Source organism: candidate division KSB1 bacterium (assembly GCA_034506255.1).
In the GTDB taxonomy this organism is placed as follows: Bacteria; Zhuqueibacterota; Zhuqueibacteria; order Zhuqueibacterales; family Zhuqueibacteraceae; genus Coneutiohabitans; species Coneutiohabitans thermophilus.
Window position 1 is genome coordinate 99,409 of record JAPDPX010000010.1, and the last position, 24,141, is coordinate 123,549.

Consider the following 24,141-nt stretch of genomic DNA (forward strand, 5'->3'; position numbering starts at 1 on the left):
TCCGATTGGAGAACAACGAAACGCATGCCGCAGAGAAGGAATCCCGCCGGCGGCATGGTCGCGCCGGTGTGATTGCGTGTGTGGTGAACCATCTCACTGGATTGATGACGACGATTGCAAATTCCTGGATCAATACTTTTGGTGCCCGGCCGCAGGCGCGGCTGCGGTTGTTTTGTTTCCCCTATGCCGGCGGCAGCGCGGCGGTCTACCGCCCCTGGCTCAAACATTTGCCGGCAGGCGTGGAGATTTGTGCGGTGGAATTGCCGGGACGGGGCGCGCGTTTGCGGGAAAGCCCGTTTCAGCAACTGACACCCTTGGTGCAAGCTGCGGCGGCGGGGCTGCGTCCGTTTCTCGACAAACCTTTTGCGTTCTTTGGCCACAGCCTCGGCGGCCTGCTGGCGTTCGAAGTCGTGCGGCTTTTGCGCCGGCACGGTTGTGAGCCGCTGCACTTGTTTGTTTCCTCACGACGCGCGCCGCACCTGCCGGAAAACGATCCGCCCATTCATCATCTGCCGGCATCCGCATTTGTCGCGGAGGTGGGTAATCGTTACAACGGCATTCCCCGGGCGGTGCACGACAGTCCCGAGTTGCTGCAACTCCTGCTGCCGGTGATGCGCGCGGATTTCGCCGTGTTCGAAAGCTATGTCTATGAGCCGGCGGAGCCGCTGGCGTGTCCGATTTCGGTGTTCGGCGGCCGCGCCGATCAACGCGTGACGCAGGAGCATCTCGCCGGCTGGCGCGAACACACGCGCTCTTCCTGCACGCTGCGGCTGTTTGACGGCGGCCATTTCTACTGGCAGGATGATGTCATCCGCAGTGCCCTGCTCGCCGCGATCGTGCAGGAGCTCCAGCCCTGGTTGAATGGGAGATAATCTCCGGCAGCGATGCCCGCACCCCGCGGTGGCGTCCCGCCGGCAGCCCGGCTTGGTTTGCTGCAACGTTGCGTTCACACCGTCTTTTCCAGAAGGGCTGAAGTGATCCCGCGGCGCGCAGGCAACAGCCCGCCGGGGGCATCGCGGGAAGGAATGAAATCCGGCAAACACCGCCTGAGGGGAAGGTAATTTCATGGCGCCCGGGCAGGGAATGAATAATCCCGTCCCGCCGGCGCGGCGAGAGGTTGCGCTCGATCGTTTTTCAGGGCGTTGCCTTTTGCTTTCATGCCATGCGCCGCCGGGCAGGGTGGCAATGTATTTCTGCGCCGGAGACCGACTGAATGTTGTGGCATTGATTGAGCAGGCCGAAGCCGCTGCGACAGCAATATTCACGTGCACTCCCACAAGCAACTCACCGTTGTCCCTTGAGGAGAAACAGTCATGATCGTGGGGAAACTGCCGGCAACGGCGGCCGGGGAGGTTCCGCTCACCAGGGTGCTCACCCTCTTGCATCGTCTGTTCGCGCATCACGAGACCGTCGAGGCGCTGCTGCAGCAGGCGGCACAAATCGCGGTCGAGCTGCTGCCGCTGGAACATTGCCGCATCGCGTTGTTCGCCGGGGACAATGTCACCCTCGGGACCCGCGGCAGCGTCAGTCGCAATGGCAGCCATCTGCTGCGCCGCCCGGCCGGCAGCGTTCCGCAAAACTTGAATCCCGGCGTGCGCATCCAGAACATGCCGGAGGAGACCGGCGATGACAACCTGCCATGGACCAGTGAGTTGAAAGTCAATGGCGAGATCATCGGCCGGATGGACGGCTGGCCGGCAGCCAGACTCAATGCGCGGGAGGCCGCGCGCCAGCGCGAAGCATTTCTGGCTCTGGGCGCACAAATCGGCCGCGCCCTGGAGGCGCAAAAAACACGGCACATGCTGGCGTCACAGTACACCATGCTCGCCCTCAGCCGGAGCAGCGAGGATTCCGCCAGCCAGGAGCCGCTCAGCTCGCACATTCTTGCAGCGGTCAAAAATCCGGAAAAAGTGGCCGTGATTGTGGCGCGTTCCTTCTATCGCGATTTGCGCAAGGCCGGCTTCGAACCCAGGCAGGTGCTGGTGGTCGCCTCGGAGTTGATCGAGAATTTGAATCTGGCGCTGCGCCGCACCAAGGCCAAGACTGAAGAGGAAAATGAAACGGACTGAACCCGCGTTGAACTGTGGAGTGTTGAATGAACGCCAATTCCTCCGAAGCGGAGATGCTTTATAAAGTCGTCATCAATCACGAAGAACAATATTCCATCTGGCCGGCGGACCGTGAGAATGCCCTGGGCTGGCGCGATGCCGGGTGCACCGGCAGCAAGGCCGAGTGTCTGGCATACATCGAGCAGGTGTGGCAGGACATGCGGCCGCTCAGTCTGCGCCGGCAGATGGATACCGCCATGCCCATTCGCGAAAATCACCCGTGAGGTTGCCCCTTGCGCCCGGCCGGCAGCGGGGCGCACCCAATTTTCCCGTCAGGAACCGAGGCCGTTTGCAGCGAGAATGATCATGACCAAAACCCGCATTGACATGCCGTCGTGTGCCACCCTTGTCGCCGAAGCGGCATCGCTGTCGCCCGCCTATGCCGACGAAGCGATCGCCCTCATCGGCATCGGTTGCCGCTTTCCCGGTGGCGCCCATTCGCCGGAAACATTTTGGCAGCTCATCCGGGACGGCAAGGATGCCATCACCGAGATCCCGCCCGATCGCTTCGACATCGCGCGCTTCTACGACAGCCGGCCCGCCACGCCCGGCAAAGTCATCAGCAAGTGGGGCGGTTTTCTGCCGGACCTGGACAAGTTCGACGCCACTTTCTTCGGCATCTCGCCGCGCGAAGCCGAGCGCCTCGACCCGCAGCAGCGTTTGCTGCTGGAAGTGGCCTGGGAAGCTTTGGAAAATGCCGGGCAAACACCCGAGCATTTGGCGGAAAGCGCCTCCGGTGTGTTCATTGGCATGTGGATCAATGATTTCGAGGATCGCCTCTTTGCCGATCCCGACAAGATCGATTTCTACATGACCACCGGCAGCGGGCGGTACACCGCTTCCGGGCGGTTGTCTTACCTGCTCGGTTTGCGCGGCCCGAGCGTGACGCTGGATACCGCCTGCTCGTCTTCGCTGGTGGCGGTGCATCTCGCCTGTCAAAGCCTGCGCAGCGGCGAATGTCAGGTGGCGCTTGCCGGCGGCGCCAATGCGATTCTGCGGCCGCACATCAGCATCGCATATTCGCAGTCGCAAATGCTTGCCCCCGACGGTCGCTGTAAATTTGGCGATGCGCGTGCCAATGGTTATGTGCGCAGTGAAGGCGCGGGCCTGGTTGTGCTCAAACGTTTGTCGCAGGCACTGGCGGACCATGATCCCATCATTGCACTGATCGTGGGCAGCGTGGTGAACAATGATGGCCGCAGCAGCGGCTCGCTCGGCACGCCGGGCGTGGCTGGCCAGGAAGACATGCTGCGCCAGGCTTATCGCCGCGCCGGCATTGCGCCCGGCCGGGTGCATTACCTCGAAGCCCACGGCACCGGCACGCGCGCCGGTGATCCGGTGGAGCTGGAAGCCATCGGCAGGGTGTTGGGTGCCGATCGTCCCGCCGGCCATCCGGTTTTTGTGGGATCGGTCAAGACCAACATCGGTCACACCGAAGGTGCCGCCGGGGTGGCGGGCTTGATCAAAGTCGCGCTCAGCCTGAAGCACCGTCTCATTCCCCCCTCCCTCCATTTCGAGAAACCGAATCCCAACATTCCCTGGGACCGGCTGAATGTCGCCATTCCCACCACCGTGCAGGACTTGTCCGGGGTTGAGGGGCCGCTCTACGGCGGTGTCAGCGCTTTTGGCATTTCGGGAACAAATGCGCATGTCGTGCTGCAGGAATGGCAGGGCGCCGTGCCCGGCGAACAGCAAAAAACCGTGGTGTTCTCGAGTGCCGGCGCGGGCAACGGTGCCGCAGCGGCAGGCAGCAATTATTTACTGCCGCTCTCCGCGAAAACACCGGAAGCGCTCGCCGATTTGGTGCGCGCCTGCAAAAGATATCTCGAGACCACCGCGGACGCGCTGCCGGAGATTTGCAGCACCGCCTGCCTGCGGCGGGCTCATCTCGAGCAGCGTCTCGCGGTGGTGGCGGACAGCAAAGACGCAATGAGCGACAAGCTGCAAAGCTTTCTGCAGGGGGAAAAACGGCCGGGGCTGGTGAGCGGCGGCAAAGAGTCGGAAGAACAGCGCAGGATCGTTTTCGTTTTTCCCGGCCAGGGCTCGCAATGGCCGGGCATGGCGCGCCGCCTGTTGGAAAAGGAACCGGCTTTCCGTGACAGCATGCAGCGCTGTGAAGCGGCGTTGCGGCAGTACGTCGAGTGGTCCCTGTTGGAGCAACTGCAATTGGCGGAGAGCGACAGCGGCTATCGTCTCAATCAAATCGACGTGATTCAACCCGTGCTGTTTTCGATTCAGGTTTCGCTCGCGGCGCTGTGGCGTGCCTGGGGCATCACGCCGGCCGCGGTGGTGGGACACAGCATGGGCGAAGTGGCGGCCACCCATGTGGCGGGCGCATTGACCCTGGAGGAGGCCAGCCGCATCATTTGCCGCCGCAGCCAGTTGTTGCGCCGCACCAGCGGCAAGGGCGCGATGGCGGTGGTGGAATTGACCATCGCCGAGGCGGAAAAGGCCATCGCCGGTTATGAAGACCGGCTTGCCATCGCGGTCAGCAACAGCTCGCGCTCGACCGTGCTCTCCGGCGATCCCGCCGCACTCGATGAAGTGATCGCACAACTGGAACGGCGCGAAATTTTCTGCCGCCGCATCAAAGTGGACGTGGCCTCGCACAGCCCGCAGATGGATCCGCTGCGCGAGGAGCTGCTGCAGGCCATTCATGGTTTGCAGCCGCGGCCCGCCGACCTTCCCATCTGCTCGACGGTCACCGGCGACTTCATCGCCGGTGAGCGCCTTGACCGGCAATACTGGGTCAACAATCTGCGCCAGCCGGTGTTGTTCTCCGCCGCGGTGCGCCGGCTGCGCGCCAGCGGCCACGACACCTTCATCGAAATCAGCGCGCATCCGTTGCTGCTGCCCGCCATTCAACAGGAACTGCAGTCGCTCGACACCAGCGCCCTCACCCTGCCTTCGATGCGGCGCGATGAAGACGAGCAGCTTGTCATGCTGGAATCGCTCGGCGGACTTTATGTGGCCGGTCATCCCGTTGCCTGGCGCCACCTGCATCCGCACGGCCGGCGGGTGGTGCGTTTTCCGAATTATCCCTGGCAGCGTGAGCGCCACTGGTTCGACGAGCAGCCTGCCGTGAACGGCCACCACACGGCACGACCTGCCGGCGAGCATCCCCTGCTCGGCCGCCGGTTCGAGTCGGCACAGGACGGCACCAGCTTTTGGGAGAATGAGATCAGCACCCAGCATTTGCCCTATCTCGCGGAGCATCGCGTGCACGGCACGGCGGTGCTGCCGGCCGCGGCCTTTGTCGAAATGGCGCTCGCGGCGGCGCGCGCCGTCTTCGGCGACAGCCCGGCCGTGCTCGAAAAAATCACCTTTCACGAGGCGCTGTTCGTCCCCGAGGCGCCGCCGTTGCGTGTGCAAACGATTCTCTCACCCCTCATGCCGGGGCTGGCTTCGGTTCAAGTGTTGAGCCGCGCGGCGCATGAAAAAGCTGCGTGGAAGCTGCATGCCAGCGCCACTCTCAGTCTGCATGCGGAGGCTTGGCCCGCTGCACCGGAGCCGCCCGCAACCAGACGCCGCCGCCTGGCCGAAAGCCTGAGCGCCGCCGCGCATTTTGCGACGCAGGCGCGGCGTGGCTTGCAGTACGGCGTTTCCTTTCAGGGTCTCGGTGAATTGTGGCGGACAACGGGGGAAGCGCTGGGCCGGCTGCAACTGCCCGCCGATTTAGCCGCGGAGAGGGCGGCATACCGCATTCATCCCGCGCTGCTGGATGCCTGCTTTCAGACGTTGCTGGCCGCCGCCGGGGATGAGGCCCAAACCTATCTGCCGGTGCAGCTCGCGAGTTTGTGCTGGCAGCGTGCGCCGCAGAGCACGCAAGCGCTCTGGGCGCATGCCTTTCTCACGTCGGAGGGCACAGCCGGCGAGATTTCCGGTGATGTCCTGCTGCTGGATGAAGCCGGCACCGTTTTGCTCGCAGCACGCGGCCTGCGCTTGCAGGCATTGCAGAGGGAAACGCAAATCGTGCCGCGCGATTGGTTCCACCGCCTGGTTTGGCGTGAACTCCCGCCGCCGGTGACGCCCGCCGGCAACGGCAGGCCTGCGGGTTTGCACTGGCTGCTCTTTGCAGATCAATCCGGTGTCGCGCAAGGGCTGGCAGAGAGGCTGCGCGAACACGGCGCCGCGGTCACGCTGGTCACGGCCGGGACGGCATTTCGCCGCAGAAAAACGGATCACTTCGAAATCGATCTGCAAACGCAGGAAGACTATCGGCGTCTGCTCGGTGAAGCAGCAGAGTGGCATGGCATCGTGCATCTGTGGAGCCTGGATGCCGCGGCAGCACCCGGGCCAATGGCAGCACTCAACGCGGCGCCGGAAAAAGGATGCCTGAGTGTGATGTATTTGGTGCAGGCACTGGGCGAAGCAGGCCTGAAGCAGCCGCCGCGCCTGTGGCTGGTCACGGCTGGCGCGCAGGCGGTCGCGGAAGCGGATCCGCCACCAGCCCTTGCACAATCGCCGCTGTGGGGAATGGGCGCGGTGATCGCCAACGAGCATCCGGAATTCAAATGCACACGCCTCGATCTCGAGGCGGCTCCGGCTGCTGATTCGGCCACAGCCCTCACCCCGCTGTTGCAGGAATTGCTCGCCGGGGCGGTCGAAGATCAAGTCGCATTTCGCAACGGCAGGCGGTACGCCGTGCGGCTGGTGAAATGGGATTTGGCAACCGGGCCGGATTCAGCCAGTGACCCTGTTTCAGAAATCGAAAAGGTGCCGGCACAACCTAATCAGGGTTTTCGCGTCGAAATCTCCCGGCCCGGTATTTTGGATCATCTGCTGCTGCGAGCTGCGCCCCGCCGTGCGCCCGGCCCCGGTGAAATCGAAATTCAAGTGCGGGCCGCCGGTCTCAATTTTCTCGATGTGATGAAGGCCCTGGGAGTCTATCCCGGGCTGGAGGCGAACGCGCCGGTGGCGCTGGGCGGTGAATGCGCGGGCATAGTCTGTGCGGTGGGCGAAGGTGTCGAAAATTTCGCAATCGGCGATGAAGTGATGGCGATTACACCGTCCTTCAATCATACTTCCCTGCTGGCATCCTTTGTGACGGTGCCGGCGCGTCTCGCCGTGCCGAAGCCGCGGCCGTTGCGTTTCGCCGAAGCGGCGGCGGTGCCGGCAGTTTTTCTGACGGCGTATTACGCCCTGCATCATCTCGGCCGCATGAACGCCGGCGAGCGCGTGTTGATTCATTCTGCGGCCGGCGGCGTGGGGTTGGCGGCTGTGCAACTTGCGCAGGCGGCTGGCTGCGAAATTTTTGCGACTGCCGGCACGCCGGAGAAGCGCGCCTTTCTGAAAAGTCGCGGTGTCCACCACGTGTTCGACTCCCGCACCCTCGACTTCGCCGGCGAGATCAAACAGATCACGGCGGCGCAGGAGGGCGGTAGTGGCGTCGATCTGGTGTTGAACTCGCTCACTGGCGCCGCCATTCCCAAAAGCCTGGAGCTGCTGCGCGCCTACGGCCGCTTTTTGGAAATCGGCAAACGTGACATCTATCAGAACAGCCGGATTGGACTCGAGCCGTTCAAGAAGAATCTTGCCTACTTTGCCATCGATCTCGCCGCCGTGATCAGCGACCGGCCCGGGCTGATCGCAACGCTGCTTGCGGAGTTGGGACGGAAATTCGAGAGCGGTGATTTGCAGCCACTGCCGGTGCAGGTCTTTCCGATCAGCGCTGTCGCCACTGCCTTTCGCACGCTGGCACAGGGCCGGCACATCGGCAAACTCGTTTTGTCATTCGAGGAGCAAAACGTGCCGGTTGCGCCGGCCGCCGCCCCGCCGCGCCGGTTCGAAGAACAGGCCACCTATCTCATCACCGGCGGTCTGGGCGGGCTGGGCCTGACGCTGGCGCAATGGCTGGTGGAACAGGGCGCCCGCACGCTGGTGCTGGTGGGAAGAAGCGCGCCCACCGCCGCCGCCCAAACGGCACTGGCCGCATTGCAGGCGGCCGGCGCGCGCGTGCAGGTGGCACAGGCCGATGTCAGCCAGGCGGAAGAGGTCGAGCGCGTGCTCGCGCAGATCCGGCACAGCCTGCCGCCGCTTAAGGGCGTGTTTCATGCGGCGGGCCTGCTGGCCGACAGCACACTGGCACAGATGACGGCCGAACGTTTTGTGCAGGCTCTGCGGCCCAAGGTGCAGGGCGCCTGGCATCTGCATCTTTTGACGAGGGAAGACAAGCTCGATCACTTCGTGCTGTTCTCCTCGGTGGCAGCGCTGTTGGGCACCACCGGGCAGGCCAACTACGCCGCGGCCAATGCCTTCCTGGACAGTCTGGCACATTATCGCCGCCGCCTCGGTCTGCCGGCGCTCAGCATCAACTGGGGGCCGTGGTCGCAGGTTGGCCTGGCCGCGGCGCAAACGAATCGTGGCGAGCGCCTGGAGAGCCGTGGCCTTGGCAGCCTCACACCGGCGCAGGGACTGGCAGCCCTGGCGGCCCTGCTCAGCGCGAATCCGGCACAAGCAGCGGTGATGCCGTTCGATTTTACCCTGTGGCGGCAGTTTCATCCGGCTGCCGAGCATGCCTCTCTCCTGGCAGAGTTCGCGCCGGCGCCGTCCGCCGCGCCAGCCTCCACAAGCGCCAGCGTCAAGCCGGTGGCTCTCAAAGAACAATTGTGTGCGCTCGAATCCGGGCGCAAGCGCCGCACCCTGCTGGAAGCGCATCTGCAGGAGCAAATTGCGCAGGTACTCAAGCTCAAACCCGCGGTGGTGACCTTGAACAAACCGCTGCGCACGCTGGGCATGGATTCGCTGATGGCGCTCGAGCTGCGCAATCGCCTGGAGCGCAGCCTCGGCCTCACCCTGCCTGCCACCACGTTTTTCAATTATCCGACGCTGGCGGCCCTGACCAAACATCTTGCGGAGAAAATGGAAATTTCACTGGAGACCGACCTGCTGTCGCAGGAAAACGGCAGCAAGCCTCCCACCCCCGACGCTGGCCGGCTTTCGTTTGAAGACACGCAGGACATCGGCAGAATTCTGGACGAGCTGGAACAGCTCTCGGAAGAAGAAGCCCGCAAAATCTTGACGAAGTGACCGGGGCACCTCTTTGGAACTCTGAGGGATTCACCCTTGCCCGGCCGGGCGGCGGCCTCCCGGCACGCGGTCACCGCCCGACCCCCACATCACAACTGCAACGGGACGAGTTGATGGAAGACCTCTCCACACGCATTGCCAACCTGACGCCCGAAAAACGCGCCCTGCTGGAAAAGCGCTTGAAGGAAAAGTCCGATAGGAAGGAACCGCCGGCGCCCGAGCCGCTGGCCGTGATCGGCATGAGCTGCCGTTTTCCCGGTGGCGCCAATGGCAGCGCGGCCTTCTGGCAGCTTCTGAAAAACGGTGTCGATGCCATTCGGGAGGTGCCGCAAGACCGCTGGCCGGTGTCGGCCTACTACGATCCCACCCCCGCCACCCCCGGCAGGATGAACACCCGCTGGGGCGGCTTCATCGACGGGGTCGATCAATTCGACGCCGACTTCTTCGGCATCTCGCCGCGCGAAGCCGCGCAGATGGACCCGCAGCAACGCCTGCTGCTGGAAGTGGCCTGGGAGGCGCTGGAGCAAGCCGGCCAAACGCTGGCAGCCCTGCGCGGCAGCGCCACCGGTGTGTTCATCGGCATTCACAGCCACAGCAGTGAATATGCCATGATGCAGCTCGCCGACCCTGCGTCGGCCGGCACCTACACCAGCACCGGCACGGCGCACAGCGTGATGGCGAACCGCATCTCCTACTGGTTCGATTTGCGCGGCCCCAGCCTGGCGCTGGACACCGCCTGCTCCTCCTCGCTGGTGGCCGCCCATCTCGCCTGCCAGAGTTTGCGCCAGCATGAGTGCCGCATGGCCCTGGCCGGCGGCGTGAATTTGATTCTCGCCCCCGAATTCACCATCGCGCTGTCGCAGATGAACATGATGGCGGCCGACGGCCGCTGCAAAACGTTCGATGCCAGCGCCGATGGTTTTGTGCGCGGCGAAGGCTGCGGCGTGGTGGTGCTCAAACGGCTTTCCGATGCCCTTGCCGACGGCGATCCGATTTTGGCGTTGATTCGCGGCAGTGCGGTCAACCAGGACGGCAGCACCAACGGCATCACCGCGCCCAATGCCCTGTCGCAACAGGAGGTGATTCGTGCCGCCTTGCAGAATGCCGGCGTGGCGCCGCAGGAAATCAGCTACGTGGAAACACACGGCACCGGCACCATTCTCGGCGATCCCATCGAAGTGGAAGCGCTCACCGCGGTGCTCGGCCAGCCGCGGCCCGGGCAACTGCCGTGCGTGCTCGGCTCGGTGAAAGCCAACCTCGGTCATCTCGAAGGCGCCGCCGGCATTGCGGGTCTCATCAAAACCGTGCTGTGTTTGCAGCACGGCGAAATCCCGCCCCAGCTTCATTTCAAGCAGCTCAACCCGCACATCACGCTGAGCGGCACGCCCTTCGAAATCCACCCCGCGGGCTGTGCCTGGCCCGCTGCGGAGAGAAGATTCGCAGGCGTCAGTTCCTTTGGCTTCGGCGGCACCAATGCCCATCTTGTGCTGGAAGCCTGGCGCGGCCAGCCGGAGGCGGAGAATGAAAAGGCCGCGGACGATGCCGCAGTGAGCCAGTTGCTGCCGCTGTCGGCGCGCAGCCCGGAGGCTTTGCGGCAGGTGGTGGAATCGTATTGCCGCTTTTTACCCGGGGCAAGCTGCACGCCCGCTGATTTGGCCTATACTGCCGGCGTGCGGCGCACGCATCATGAACACCGTTTGGCGATCGTCGGCCGTTCCCTGCCCGAAATGGCACAGAAGCTCGCAGCCTTTGCCGCCGGGGAGGAAGACACCGGCGTGCTGGCCGCGCGCCGCAAGCCCGGCGACCGGCAACCGCCGCTGGCCTTTGTGTTTTCCGGACAGGGGCCGAACTGGTTTGGCGTGGGCCGGCAATTGCTCGCGCACGAACCGGTCTTTCGCGCCAGTATGGAAGCTTGCGATGCCCTGTTGCGCCAGCTCGCCGGCTGGTCCCTGCTGGAGGAATTGCAGCGCGCGGAGGCGGATTCCCGGCTCGAGGAGGCGGAGATTGCCCAGCCCGCCTTTTGCGCGATGCAGATCAGTCTGGCGGCATTGTGGCAATCCTGGGGCATTGTTCCTGAAGCGGTGATCGGTCACAGCGTCGGCGAGATCGCTGCCGCGCACGTGGCCGGCGCCCTCACCCTCGCAGAAGCGATGACGGTGGTGTATCATCGCGGCCGGCTGCTGCAGCGCGAAACCGGTCGCGGCAAAATGGCGGCGGTGGAGTTGTCGCCGGAGGAAATGCAGAAAATACTCGCCGGCTACGCCGACCGCCTGGCCCTTGCCTCGATCAACAGTCCCAACGCCGTGGTCATTTCCGGCGATGCCGGGGCACTGGAGGAGGTGGCGCACCTGCTGCAGCAGCGCGAAATCTCCTGCCGCCAGCTCACCGTCAAGTTCGCTTCCCACAGCCCGCAGATGGAGCCCTGCCGTTTCGAATTGACCAGGCTGCTGCAGGGCTTGCAACCGCGGCCGACAATGCTGCCGATGATTTCAACCGTGACCGGCGAAGCCATCGCGGGCGATCATCTTGATGCCGGCTATTGGGGCCGCAACGTGCGCGCCACGGTGCGTTTTGCGGAAGGCATTGCCCGTCTGCTGCAGGAGGATTTCCGCGCTTTCGTGGAAATCAGTCCGCATCCGGTCATTGCCGGCGCGATCACCCAATGTGCCCAGCAGCAGCAAAAGGAAACCGTCGTGGTCAGCTCGCTGCGCCGCGGCCAGGATGATCGCGCCATGCTGCTGACCGCGCTCGGCACGCTTTACGTACACGGTTACGAAGTGAAGTGGCCGGCGCTGCATCCTGCGGGCGGCAGGGTCGTGGCCCTGCCCGGCTATCCCTGGCAACACCGGCGTTACTGGCTGGAAGCGCGCCGCTCATCCGGTCGTCGCCAGACCGTGCGGGGGAGCGACAGCCGGTTGCCGCTGGCGCAGCCCGGCCATCCGCTTCTGGCAGAGCGTGTATTCGCCGCGGTTCCCATTTTTGAAGTGCCGGTCGGTTTCACCACCCTGCCTTTTCTCGAAGACCACCGCGTGACAGACGCCGGTCTTGTGCCCGCCGCGGTTTATTTGGAAATGCTGCGGGCGGCGGCTGCGGAGATTTTCGGCAACCGCCCTCATGTGATAACCGACATGAACATTCACGCGGCGCTGGCAGTGCCGGCGTCCGGCGAGGTCACGCTGCAGCTCATTCTCACACCGCAATCGGCAGAGACGCATGCCTTTCAAATTTTCAGTCTTGCCGGGGAAGCGGAGCGGGTTGCATGGCAACTGCATGCGACGGGCAGTCTCGCGCCGGTGACGGAAGCGACCACTGCCGGCACCGCCCCGCTGGTCCCGGCCGATCTGCAAGCACGGCTGGCAGCGACCCTCAGTGGCGATGCCTTTTATGAAAGACTCGGGGCGCTGGGTTTTCAATTCGGCCCGCGTTTTCGCGGTGTGCGCCAGCTTTGGCTGGGAAAAGAGGAGGCGCTGGGCCGCATCGAGGTGCCGGAGGCGCTGTCATCGGAAACCGGAGACTATTTCATTCATCCGGCGTTGTTGGATGCCGGCTTGCAAATGCTCGCGGCTTTGCTGCCCGACACCGGCCCGCACGCCGAACCGGTGTTGATGGTCAATCTCGGCCGCTTTCAGATGCACCGGCCTCCCGGCACTGTGCTGTGGAGCCATGCGCGGCTGCAGCCGGAGAGCGGGCACGCCGCCGCTGTTTTTCACGGCGACGTTCATCTCTACAACGAAACCGGTGAGCTGATCGCCAGCGCGGAAAACCTGCTGCTGAAGCGCCTGCCACGCGGTCTGCTACAGCGCGAAACACCGGCTGGCAAAACCGAATGGCTCTATGAGATGAGCTGGCAACCGGCGCCGCCACCCCCGCCGGTGCCCGCCGGGGAGACTCCGGCGCCGGTGATCGCGCCCGCGGAAATCCTGGCTTCGCTGCGGCCGGCGCTAAGGGAAACGGCGGCGCAACACGGCCTGGCGCAGTTCGCCGATCTCGCACCGCATCTCGAAAGCCTGAGCTTGATGTATGTGCTGCATGCCTTTCATCAGTTGGGCTGGGATTGCAGGGCCGGCGAGGAATTCACGGCACCTGCCCTTTTCGAGAAACTGGGAATCGTGCCGGCGCAGCACCCTCTGGCGAAGCGCATGCTGGATATGCTGGTCGAAGACGGCCTGCTCACGCCGGCGGGCGGCGGCCGGTATCAGGCGGCCGCCACCATCACGGCCATCGATCCGCAGTGGCATCTGCAGGAATTGCTGAAGGAGAGCCCCGTCTGCGCCACGGAACTGAAGCTGCTGGGCCAGTGCGGCGACCGGCTCGCGGAAGTGCTGTGCGGCCGGTGTGATCCGTTGACGCTGTTGTTTCCCGCAGCCGGGGAAGTCTCCGCGGAAAAACTCTATCGTGATTCTGCTTTTGCCAGAACCGCCAATGTGCTGGCCTATCAGACGCTGGCAGCGGTGGTGGCGCAATGGCCAGCAGACCGCAAAATTCGCGTGCTGGAGATCGGCGCAGGCACCGGCGGCACCACCGCTTTTGTGCTGGAGGCGCTGCCGGCAGAGCGTCTGGAGTATGTGTTTACCGACGTCTCCCCACTCTTTCTCAGCACGGCCGCGGAAAAGTTCCGCAACCGCACCGGTCTGCACTACCGGTTGCTGGACATCGAAAAGGATCCCGTGGCGCAAGGGTTTGACGGACAGCAGTTCGACATCATCCTCGCGGCCAATGTGCTGCACGCCACGGCAGACCTGCGCCGGACTTTGCAACATGTCAAAACGCTGCTGGCGTCGCAGGGCCTCCTGCTCCTGCTCGAAGGCACGGTGCAGCAGCGCTGGATCGATCTCATTTTCGGGATGACCGAGGGCTGGTGGCGTTTCCGCGATCATGATCTGCGACCGGCGCATCCCCTGCTTTCAGAATTCCAGTGGCAGGAGGTGCTGGCGCAGGCCGGCTTCGAAGAGCCTGTTGCACTTGCAGAAGTCGATGGCTTGCACAAGCAGGCGCTGTTGCTGGCGCGTGGTCCGCGGGTTCAGGCGCAGACCAACTGGTTGATCTTCGCGGACAGCAGCGGCCTCGGCCGGCAGCTCGCTGAATATTGCGCCGCCCGCAATCAAGCCGCGCACCTGGTGACCGCCGGCGCGACCTTCGAAGCGCCGGGCGGAGCGGGCTTCCGCGTCAATCCCGCGAACCCTGCCGACTTTCAACAACTGCTGCGCGCTGCACCGGCAGCACAGCGGCGGCTGGTTTATCTCTGGGGGATGAATACCCCACCGCTCGTTGCGACCGCGCTCGAACAGGCGGAGGCCGGGCAAACCATGAGCACTGGCGGCCTGCTGCATCTCGTGCAGGCGCTGGCGGAGGAACAACCGCCGGCCGCGGCGAAGCTCTGGGTGATCACCGCCGGCGCGCAGCCGGCGGGAGAGCGCAGCGCCGGCCTCGCTGTCCAGCAGGCGCCGTTGTGGGGAATGAGCCGGGTGATTGCGCTCGAACATCCCGAATTTTGGGGTGGCGTGATCGACGTGGACCCGCAGGCCGATCCCGCTGCGCTGGTGCCGAAGCTGTGGCAGGAGATGGCAGCGGCATCAGAGGAAGATCAGATTGCCTGGCGCGGCGAGCAGCGTTACGTGGCGCGTCTCACCCGCCGGCAGATCGCAGAGCCTTCCCGCGGCGCGGCCGGCAACGGCCGGGAGGGGCTGCCGATTCGCGGTGACGGCAGTTATCTCATCACCGGTGGTTTCGGCGGGCTCGGTCTGCTGCTGGCGAAATGGCTGGTCGAGCAGGGCGGCCGGCAGGTGTTTCTGCTTGGCCGGCGCGGCCTGCCGCCGCGCGAGAGCTGGCCGGGTTTGAGCGAGGACAGCGAATTCTGGCAACCGGTGGCGGCAATTCGCGAGCTGGAGGCGCTGGGTGCGCAGATCACGCCGCTTGCTGCGGATGTCAGCGATCTGGCGCAAATGTCCGCCCTGTTTGCGCGCTTTGGCACGGCGGCGCCGCCGTTGCGCGGGATTCTGCACGCGGCTGCCGTGATTCATCGGCATCCGTTGCGCGAAACCAGTCTCGAAAATTTGCAGTCGGCGCTGCGGCCGAAACTATACGGCACCTGGGTGTTGCATCATCTCAGCCAGGCGCTGCCGCTGGATTTCTTCGTGCTGTTTTCCTCGACCACTGCGCTGCTGGGTGCGGGCGCCATGGCGGATTACGCCGCCGCCAACCAGTTCCTCGATGCCTTCGCACATTATCGCCGCAGTTTGGGCCTGCCCGCGCTCAGTGTGAATTGGGGCACCTGGGAGAAAATGCGCCTGTTCTCAACCGCCGAGCAGGAAAGGGTGGCGCGCTCCGGCCTGCGGCCCATGCCGGCCGGGCAGGCACTGGCAACCCTCGAACACGTGCTGGCGCTCCCCCTGGCACAAATCGCGATTGCCGATGTCGACTGGAGCACACTCAAGTCGATTTATGAGGCCAGACGGCGCCGGCCCGTCCTCCAGGACGTGACGGACCCGGCACCAGCGCCGGAGAGCAAGCCGGCCAAAGGCAGGATCGATATTCGCACCCAACTGCAACAAACGCCGCCGCAAGATCGCCATGAGGTCCTGCTGCATTTCGTGCAAAGCCAGGCTGCCGCCGTGTTGGGAATTGCCGCCGCGCAAAATGTCGACCCGGCGCGCGGCTTTTTCGAAATGGGCATGGATTCGCTCACTTCGGTGGAATTGCGCCGCCGCCTGGAACGCAGCCTGGGCGAAACGCTGCCCAGCACGCTGACTTTCAATTATCCCAATGTCGCCGCGCTCACGGCTTATCTCGCACAGCGGGTCTTGCGATTGGAGCAGGCCGGGCCACCCGCGCCCGCTGCCCCGGTGAATGGCGGCACGGCGGCCGCGGCCAGCACGGCCAAACAGGAAGATTACTCCGAAGAGGAGCTGGTGGCGATGCTCGCCGCCAAGCTGCACAAGGCTTGATGATCCAAAAAGGATGATGTCGAAATGAGCAATGCTGCAACCACCGACCGCAAAGCCATCCTCAAGGAAGCTTTGCAACGCATTCAGGAGCTGGAAGCCCGGCTTGCCGCCGCGGAGCAGGCCGGGCGCGAGCCATTGGCGGTCATCGGACTGGGCTGCCGTTATCCCGGCGGCGTCAACAGCCCGGAAAGCTACTGGCAGCTTTTACGCGATGGCGTTGATGCCATCACCGAAATTCCGCCGGACCGCTTCGACATCAACGCCTATTATGATCCCGATCACCGCGCGCCGGGCAAAGTCACCACGCGCTGGGGCGGTTACCTGTCGGACATCGACAAATTCGACCCGCACTTTTTCGGCATCTCGCCGCGCGAGGCGGTGCACATGGACCCCCAGCACCGGCTGCTGCTGCAAGTGGTGTGGGAAGCGCTGGAGCATGCCGGCCAGGCACCGGACAAACTGCACGGCAGCAACACCGGCGTGTTCGTCGGCATCACCACCAATGAATATCTGCAGCTTCACTACAAGGTCATCGAGGCCGCGCAGATCAACGCCTATCTCGTTTCCAACAATGTTTCCAATGTCGCCTCCGGCCGCATCGCCTTTCATCTCGGCCTGCACGGCCCGGCGATTTCCGTGGATACCGCCTGCTCCTCCTCGCTGGTGGCCACCTATCTGGCCTGTCAGAGTCTGCGCAGCCGCGAGTGTGACATGGCGATCGTGGGCGGCGTGAATGTGATTCTTTCGCCCGAGACGCTGATTTCGTTTTCGAAGTGGGGGATGATGTCGCCCTCGGGCCGCTGCCGCACCTTCGACGCGGGAGCCGATGGCTTCGTGCGTTCGGAAGGCTGTGGTGCGGTGATTCTCAAACGCCTGTCCGATGCGCTCGCCAACAATGACAACATTCTCGCCGTCATTCGCGGCGTGGCCGCCAACCAGGACGGGCCGAGCAGCGGCATTTCCGTGCCGAACGGGCCGGCACAGGAGGCGGTGATCCGGCGCGCGCTGGCAAATGCCGGCATCGCACCGGCTCTGGTTGGCTACGTTGAGACACACGGCACCGGCACCACGCTCGGCGATCCCATCGAGGTGGAGGCGCTCGGCGCGGTTTACCGCGAAGGTCGCAGCCGTGACAATCCCCTGCGCATCGGTGCCGTCAAAACCAATCTCGGCCACATGGAATCGGCCTCCGGCCTGGCCGGCTTGATCAAGACGGTTTTGGTGCTGCAGCACGAAGAAATTCCACCGCATCTGCATTTGCAGCAGCTCACTCCGCACATTGCGTGGGAGCGCCTGCCCATCGAGGTGCCCAGACAGCGCACGCCCTGGCCGCGCTCCGCCGCCGGACCAGCCCGCTTTGCCGGCGTCAGCGGCTTCGGGTTCAGCGGCACCAACGTGCACGTCATTCTTGAAGAAGCACCGCCTGCCAGGCAGCAGTCGGCCGTGAGCCGTGATCTGTTGACGGCCGGTGGCGGAGACGCCAGACTCGCTGCGGACAGCACGGCTCACGGCACATTGCGCCTCGCGGGCGGGAGAGAACGGCCGTTGCATCTGCTCACGCTCTCGGCCAGGGAGGCGAATGCCCTCGAGCAACTGGCGGCGCGCTATCAGCAGCATTTTGCCGCCCACCCGAATTTATCGCTGCCGGATGTCTGCTACACGGCCGGTGTGGGCCGCGCCCGCTTCACGCAACGCCTCGCTGTCGTCGCCGGTTCGCTGGCGCAGGCGGCCGACAAGCTGGCGGATTTTGTGGCCGGCCGCGAGACCCCGGGCTTGATTCGCGGGGAAGCGAAGTCCGGCAGGCCCGGAAAACTGGCGTTTCTTTATTGTGGCCAGGGCTATCAGCACGCGGGCATGGGCCGCCAGCTTTTCGAGACGCAGCCGACCTTCCGGCGCGCCCTGGAAACATGTGACGAATTGTTCCGGCCCTACATTCAAAAATCCCTGCTGGCGATTCTCTATCCCGAAACGCCGGAGGGCGCCGCGTTGATCGATCAAACGATCTACACGCAACCGGCGATGTTCTCCCTGCAATACGCGCTCACCCAGTTGTGGCTGTCATGGGGTCTCCAACCGGCGGTGGTGATGGGGCACAGTCTGGGCGAATTCATGGCGGCGCATCTGGCGGGCATGTACCGCCTGGAGGATGCGGTCAAGCTGGTGGCGACGCGCGGCCTGATCACCCAGGATTTGCCGGCAGTGGGGAAAATGGCTTCGGTGCAGGCCGGCGAAGCACGCGTGCGCCAGGTGCTTGCGCCCCATGGCGACAAGGTCTGCATTGCCGCGATCAACGGGCCGGACAGCGTCGTGATCTCGGGCATCACGGAAAATGTCGAACAGGTGCTGCAGCAATTCGAGCGCGAGGGCGTCAATGTTCGCCGGTTGGCGATTTCGAATGCCTTCCATTCGCCTTTCATCGAGCCGGCGCTCGAACAATTCACCCGCGTGGCCGAACAGGTCAAATTCTCACCCGGCCGCCTGCGCGTGGTTTCCACGCTCACCGGACAGGAGATTGTGCAGGTGGTGGATGCCAATTATTGGCGCCGCCATTTGCGCGAACCAGTGCAATTCCATCAGGCCATGCAGACGCTGTACCGCCTGGGTTGTGAATACTTCGTCGAGCTGGGACCCAACCCCACGCTGCTCGGCATGGCGCGCCGCTTCACCCCGGAGGATTACGGGCATTGGTTTGCATCGCTGCGCAAGGAGCGCGACGACTGGCAGCAGTTGCTGGAAAGCGCCGGCGGCTTGTTTGCCTGTGGCGTGGAGCTGGATTGGCAGGGCTTCGATCGCGACTACCACCGCCGCCGCGTCGAGCTGCCCACTTATCCCTTCCAAAACAAACGCTATTGGATTGCGTCCGGCCCGCCTCGCAATGACAGGCACACGCCGCTGCCCGACATTCATCCGCTGCTGCAGCGGCAGACGCGCTCGCCGTTGTTGCGGGAGATCGTTTTCGAGTCGCAACTCAGCACCGCACGATATTCTTATTTCGCCGATCACCAGGTGCACGGCCTGGTGGTGCTGCCGCTCACCGGTTATCTCGAAATGGTTTTGGCTGGCGCGCAGGCCGCGTTTCCCGACCAGGCGCTTGCTCTCGAAGAAATCACCCTGCACGAGCCTCTGGTGCTGGCCGGCCACGAGGAGCGCACCGTGCAACTGCTCTTCACGCCGGAAACGCCCGGCATCGCGTCGTTTCAAGTGATCAGCCTGACGCAAGAAAGCAAGGCCGGCCACAAGGTGCATGTCACCGGCCGGGTGGCGGCGGGCAAGCCGGAGGAGCCGGCCGGGACAGAGTTGGACGCGGCGGCCGTCCGCGAACGTTGCCGGGAAGAACTCGCGATTGCGACCTACTATCAACAACTGGCCGGGCGCGGGCTGCAATTTGGGCCGCAATTTCGCGGCTTGCAACAGCTCTGGCGCCGTGACGGCGAAGCCTTCGCGCACGTGCAGCCGCCGGAGGAGGTGCTGCCGCAATTGTCCACCTATCAATTTCATCCGGCACTGCTCGATGCCTGCTTGCAGGCCTTCGTTGCCGGCTGGCCGGCAGCCGATGGTAACAGTGAAGAAACCTATCTGCCGCTGCGGGTCGAGAGCTATCGCCTCCCTCGCCGTCCCACCGGCCCGGTGACGAGTCACATTGTTCTGCGTGAAGCCGGACAAAAGAATCGCGAGACCTACAGTGGTGATGTGACCATTCACGATGGCGACGGCCGGCTCGTGGCGGAGCTGCGCGGGGTGCTGGTGAAGCGCACCAACGCCGCAGTCCTGCAGGACCTGGCCGCAGACAACCTCGCCGAATGGCTGTACGAGATTGCCTGGCGGCCCAAGCCGCTCGCCACGCCTAATGCCGCGACTGCACTCGCCGGCCCCGGCAGCCTGGTGCCGCAGGTGCAACCGCTCCTGCCACAACTGCGCGCCACTCCCGAGCTCGCTGCCTATGAAGAATTGCTGCCGCAGCTTGATGCGCTCTGTCTGTCCTACGTCCAGCATGCGCTGCACCAATTTGGCTGCCAGTGGCAGCCGCGGCAGCGCTTCCGCACGGAAACGCTGGCGCAGCAAACCGGCGTGATCGAGCGGCATCGCCGTTTGCTGCATCGCCTGCTGGAGATGCTCGCGGAAGACGGCGTGTTGCAGTGGCAGGAGGGCGAGTGGGTGGTGCAGCGGCCGCCGGTTTATGCCAATCCCGAGACGCAATTCAAAACCCTGCTGGCCAAATATCCGGCGAGCAGCACCGAGCTGGCGCTCACCGGCAAATGCGGGCAGCAGCTCGCCCGGACGTTGCGCGGCGAGCAGGACCCGCTGCCACTGCTTTTCCCGGGTGGCTCGGTCGAGGTGCTGGAGAAACTCTATCAAAATTCGCCGATCACGCAGGCGATGAATCGGCTGGTGGCACAGGCGGTGGCTGCGGCCGTGGCGGGCTTGCCGAAGGATCGCAAACTGCGCGTGCTCGAAATTGGCGCGGGCACGGGCGGCACCACCGCGTTTGTGTTGCCGCTGCTGCCGGTGGAGCGCACCGAATACTTTTTCACCGATGTTTCACCGCTGTTTTTGAACAAGGCGCAGGACAAGTTTCGCGGCTTTCCTTTCGTGCAGTATCGCACCCTGGACATTGAGGCCGCGCCGCAGGCACAGGGTTTTGCCGCGCATGCCTTCGATCTGATTATTGCCGCCAACGTCCTGCACGCCACGGCCGACCTGCGGCAGACGCTGCAACACGTGCGGCAGCTTCTCGCTTCGCAAGGTTTGCTGGTTTTGCTCGAAGGCACGGAACGCGAGCGCTGGGTGGATTTGACCTTCGGTTTGACCGAAGGCTGGTGGAAATTTCGTGACCATGAGTTGCGCCCCTCCTATGCGCTGCTGAGCAAGCCGGAATGGCTCGGGCTGCTGGAGGGGTTGGCGTTCAGCGATGCCCGGATTGTGCCGGCGGCGGAGGCAAAGACTGAAGTCGGTCGTGCCCTGGCGCAGCACGCCCTGATCCTGGCGCGCGGCCCGCAGGTGGAAGCAGCAGTGGCAGATGCTGCGATTGCCGCGCCGCCGCGCAACTGGTTGATCCTGGCGGATCAGGGCGGCGTGGGCGAACGCCTGGCAACGGCGCTCACCCGCCGGCAGCATCATTGCGTCCTCGCTTATGCCGGTTCCGCTTTTGAACAAGTTGGTGAGCAGCGCTGGCAACTCGCGGCCGGACAGCCCGAGGATTTTCTCCACCTGCTGCAGGAGGCCTTCACGCAGAAGCAGAGGCCCTGTCAGGGCGTGATCCATCTCTGGTCGTTGGACGCGGCCGGGCTGGCGAGCGCGACGCTGGAAAGTTTGCAGCAGGCCAAAGTCCTCAACGTGGCCAGTGTGCTGCATCTCGTGCAGGCGATGATCAAACAAACCGGTGGCGAAACACCGGCGCTCTGGCTGGTGACCCGCGGCGCCCAGGCCGTGGGCAATGAACAGACGGAGGTGGCGTGTACGCAGGCGCCGGTGTGGGGATTGGCCAGGGTGATTGCGCTCGAACATCCCGAACTGCGCTGCAAGCGCATCGATCTCGATCCGGCAGTGCGTCGCCGTTCTGGCAGCGGCAGTACCGCCACGACTGAAGAAGAGACAAACGAGATCGCCGATCTGTTGCAGGAGCTGTTCACCGAAGACGGCGAAGAATTGCTGGCCTGGCGCGGGCGGGTGCGCCATGTCGCGCGCCTGATTCGCCATGTGCCCGGCAGGCAAAACGCAGCAACGGTGCCCGTTGCACAGGAACCCGCCAAGCCTCTTGATCCGGCCACCACCGAGGAGCCGGTGCAATTGCAGATGAGTGTGCCGGGCGTGCTCGACAGCCTGAGCTATCGCCGCGTTGAACGCCGGCCGCCCGGCCCCGGTGAAGTCGAGATCCGCGTGCGCGCCACAGGCCTGAATTTCCGCGATGTGCTCAATGCCCTCGGCATGTATCCCGGTGACGCCGGCCTGCTGGGCGGGGAATGCGCCGGCGAAATCGTGGCGCTGGGCGAAGGCGTGAGCCGGTTTCAACCCGGCCAGGAAGTGATGGGCATCGCTGCCGGCAGCTTCAGCAACTATGTCACCACCGCCGCGGATTTGCTCGTGGCCAAGCCGGAAGCGCTCAGTTTCGCCGAGGCCTGCACCATTCCGAGCGCGTTCATGACCGCGTATTACACGCTCATCCATCTCGGCAGGCTCGCGGCGGGCGAGCGCGTGCTGATTCACTCGGCGGGGGGCGGGGTCGGCCTGGCCGCGGTGCAGCTCGCGCAACGCGCTGGCGCCATCATCTTTGCCACGGCGGGCAGCGGCGAAAAACGCGAGCGGCTGCGCGAGCTCGGTGTGCGTTATGTGATGGATTCCCGCTCGCTCGATTTCGCCCACGAGATCATGCAGTTCACTGACGAGGAGGGTGTGGATGTCGTGCTCAATTCACTCAGCGGCGAATTCATTCCCACCAGCCTGTCGGTGTTGAAGGATGACGGCCGTTTTCTCGAAATCGGCAAACGTGAGATCTGGAGCGCTGCCCAGGTCAATGACTTCAAGCGCGTCGGTGCCTATCACGTCGTCGATCTCGCGGCCGCCGCGGCTGCGAATCCCGGCTTGATCAGGGAAATCCTTGCACAGGTGATGGCGGGCTTTGCGGATGGCCACCTGCGGCCGTTGCCCTTCCAGGAATTCCCCAGTCATGAAGTGGTGAAGGCGTTTCGCCTGATGCAAAGCGGCCGGCATTTCGGCAAGATTGTGGTGAGTCAGCAAGTGGCAGGGGGCAAGGGGCAAGAAGCAAGTGGCAAGGGGCAAGGGGAAAAGGGCGAGGGACTGGAAGCGAGGGAAAAGAGGCAAGGGGCAAGAGGGGAGGAGCAAGAGGCGGGCATTCCGTTGCGCAGCAATGCCACTTATCTCATCACCGGTGGTCTGGCGGGTCTGGGATTGTTGACGGCGCAGTGGCTGGTCGAACGCGGGGTGCGCCATCTTGTGCTGATGGGCCGCAGCGGCGCTTCGGAATCGGCCCGAGAGAAAATCGCGGCGATGGAGCAGGCCGGCGCGCAAGTCATGATCGTGCAGGGTGATGTTTCGCAGCCGGCGGAGGTGGCACGCCTGCTGACATTGATCCGGGAGAAGTTGCCGCCGTTGCGCGGCCTGATTCATTCCGTCGGCGTGCTCGATGACGGGGCGCTGCTGCAGCAGAACTGGCAGCGCTTCAGCCGTGTGCTCGGGCCGAAGATCGACGGCGCCTGGCTGCTGCATCAGCACACCACCGGCCTGGCGCTCGACTTTTTCATCCTGTACTCTTCGATGTCGTCGGTGCTGGGGCAGCGCGGTCAGGGCAATCACGCGGCGGCCAATGCTTTTCTCGACAGTTTGGCGCAGCATCGCCGGCGGCGGGGACTGGCGGGCATGAGCATTCATTGGGGGGCGTGGTCGGAAATTGGTGCGGCGGCAGCGCGACAGGTCGGCGAAAAAGTTTCCAGTCAGGGCATCGGTGTCATCTCGCCGCAAAAAGGTCTCGCAGTACTGGAAAGCCTCCTGGCCGAGCATGCAGTCGAAGTGGGCGTGCTGCCGGTGAACTGGCAGATGTTTGCGCGGCAATTCCAGACGGTGCCGGCGTTCTATTCGGAATTGGTGAGCGCGCCGCCGCCCAAGCCGGTGGCCGGCGCGGCACCGGCCGCACCGTCGATTTTGCAGCAGCTCGCAGAGGCACCGGCGGGCAAGCGCCGCGGCTTGCTCGCCTCGTTTGTCAGAGAGCAGGCCGCGAAAGTGCTGGGTCTGGAGGCCGCGCATCCCATCGACAAAGACCAGCCGCTGCAGAAGCTCGGCCTGGATTCCCTGATGGCGGTGGAACTGCGCAATCTGCTCGGCGCGGGTTTGGGCGGGCCGCGTTCCCTGCCCGCCACGCTGCTGTTTGATTATCCCAGCATCAACGCGGTGACCGATTATCTGGCGGCGGAAGTGCTCAGGTGGGAAACGGCAGACGGCGCCTCGAACGGCAACGGCCAGCAGGCGGCGGCCTTGCGCGATCTGCAGCAAATGAGTGACGCCGAAGCGGAAGCGCTGTTGTTGCAGGAGCTCGAGGGCGCGTGATC

Annotated in this window: 6 protein-coding genes; all 6 read left to right on the forward strand. The window is 64.3% G+C overall.

The features are described 5' to 3' along the window. The first annotated feature begins 5 nt into the window (after positions 1 to 5). The 6 genes from ONB52_19460 to ONB52_19485 all read left to right on the forward strand — a co-directional run bounded on the left by ONB52_19460 (position 6) and on the right by ONB52_19485 (position 24,139). On the forward strand, positions 6 to 872 hold the full coding sequence (locus ONB52_19460) for an alpha/beta fold hydrolase (GenBank protein ID MDZ7418309.1): 867 nt from the start codon (positions 6 to 8) through the stop codon (positions 870 to 872). 441 nt (positions 873 to 1,313) lie between these two features. Next, positions 1,314 to 2,069, forward strand: a complete 756-nt coding sequence (locus tag ONB52_19465; GenBank protein ID MDZ7418310.1) for a hypothetical protein — start codon at positions 1,314 to 1,316, stop codon at positions 2,067 to 2,069. Positions 2,070 to 2,095: 26 nt separating this feature from the next. Continuing rightward, on the forward strand, positions 2,096 to 2,332 hold the full coding sequence (locus tag ONB52_19470; protein MDZ7418311.1) for an MbtH family protein: 237 nt from the start codon (positions 2,096 to 2,098) through the stop codon (positions 2,330 to 2,332). A gap of 82 nt (positions 2,333 to 2,414) precedes the next feature. Then, positions 2,415 to 9,137 carry a type I polyketide synthase gene (locus ONB52_19475; GenBank protein ID MDZ7418312.1) on the forward strand — a complete coding sequence of 2,241 codons (6,723 nt, stop codon included), beginning with the start codon at positions 2,415 to 2,417 and terminating at the stop codon, positions 9,135 to 9,137. A 113-nt stretch (positions 9,138 to 9,250) separates the two neighbouring features. Further along, positions 9,251 to 16,081, forward strand: a complete 6,831-nt coding sequence (locus ONB52_19480) for a type I polyketide synthase (GenBank protein ID MDZ7418313.1) — start codon at positions 9,251 to 9,253, stop codon at positions 16,079 to 16,081. A gap of 24 nt (positions 16,082 to 16,105) precedes the next feature. Further along, complete coding sequence (locus tag ONB52_19485; GenBank protein MDZ7418314.1) at positions 16,106 to 24,139, forward strand: SDR family NAD(P)-dependent oxidoreductase; 8,034 nt, start codon at positions 16,106 to 16,108, stop codon at positions 24,137 to 24,139. The last annotated feature ends 2 nt before the right edge of the window (positions 24,140 to 24,141 follow it).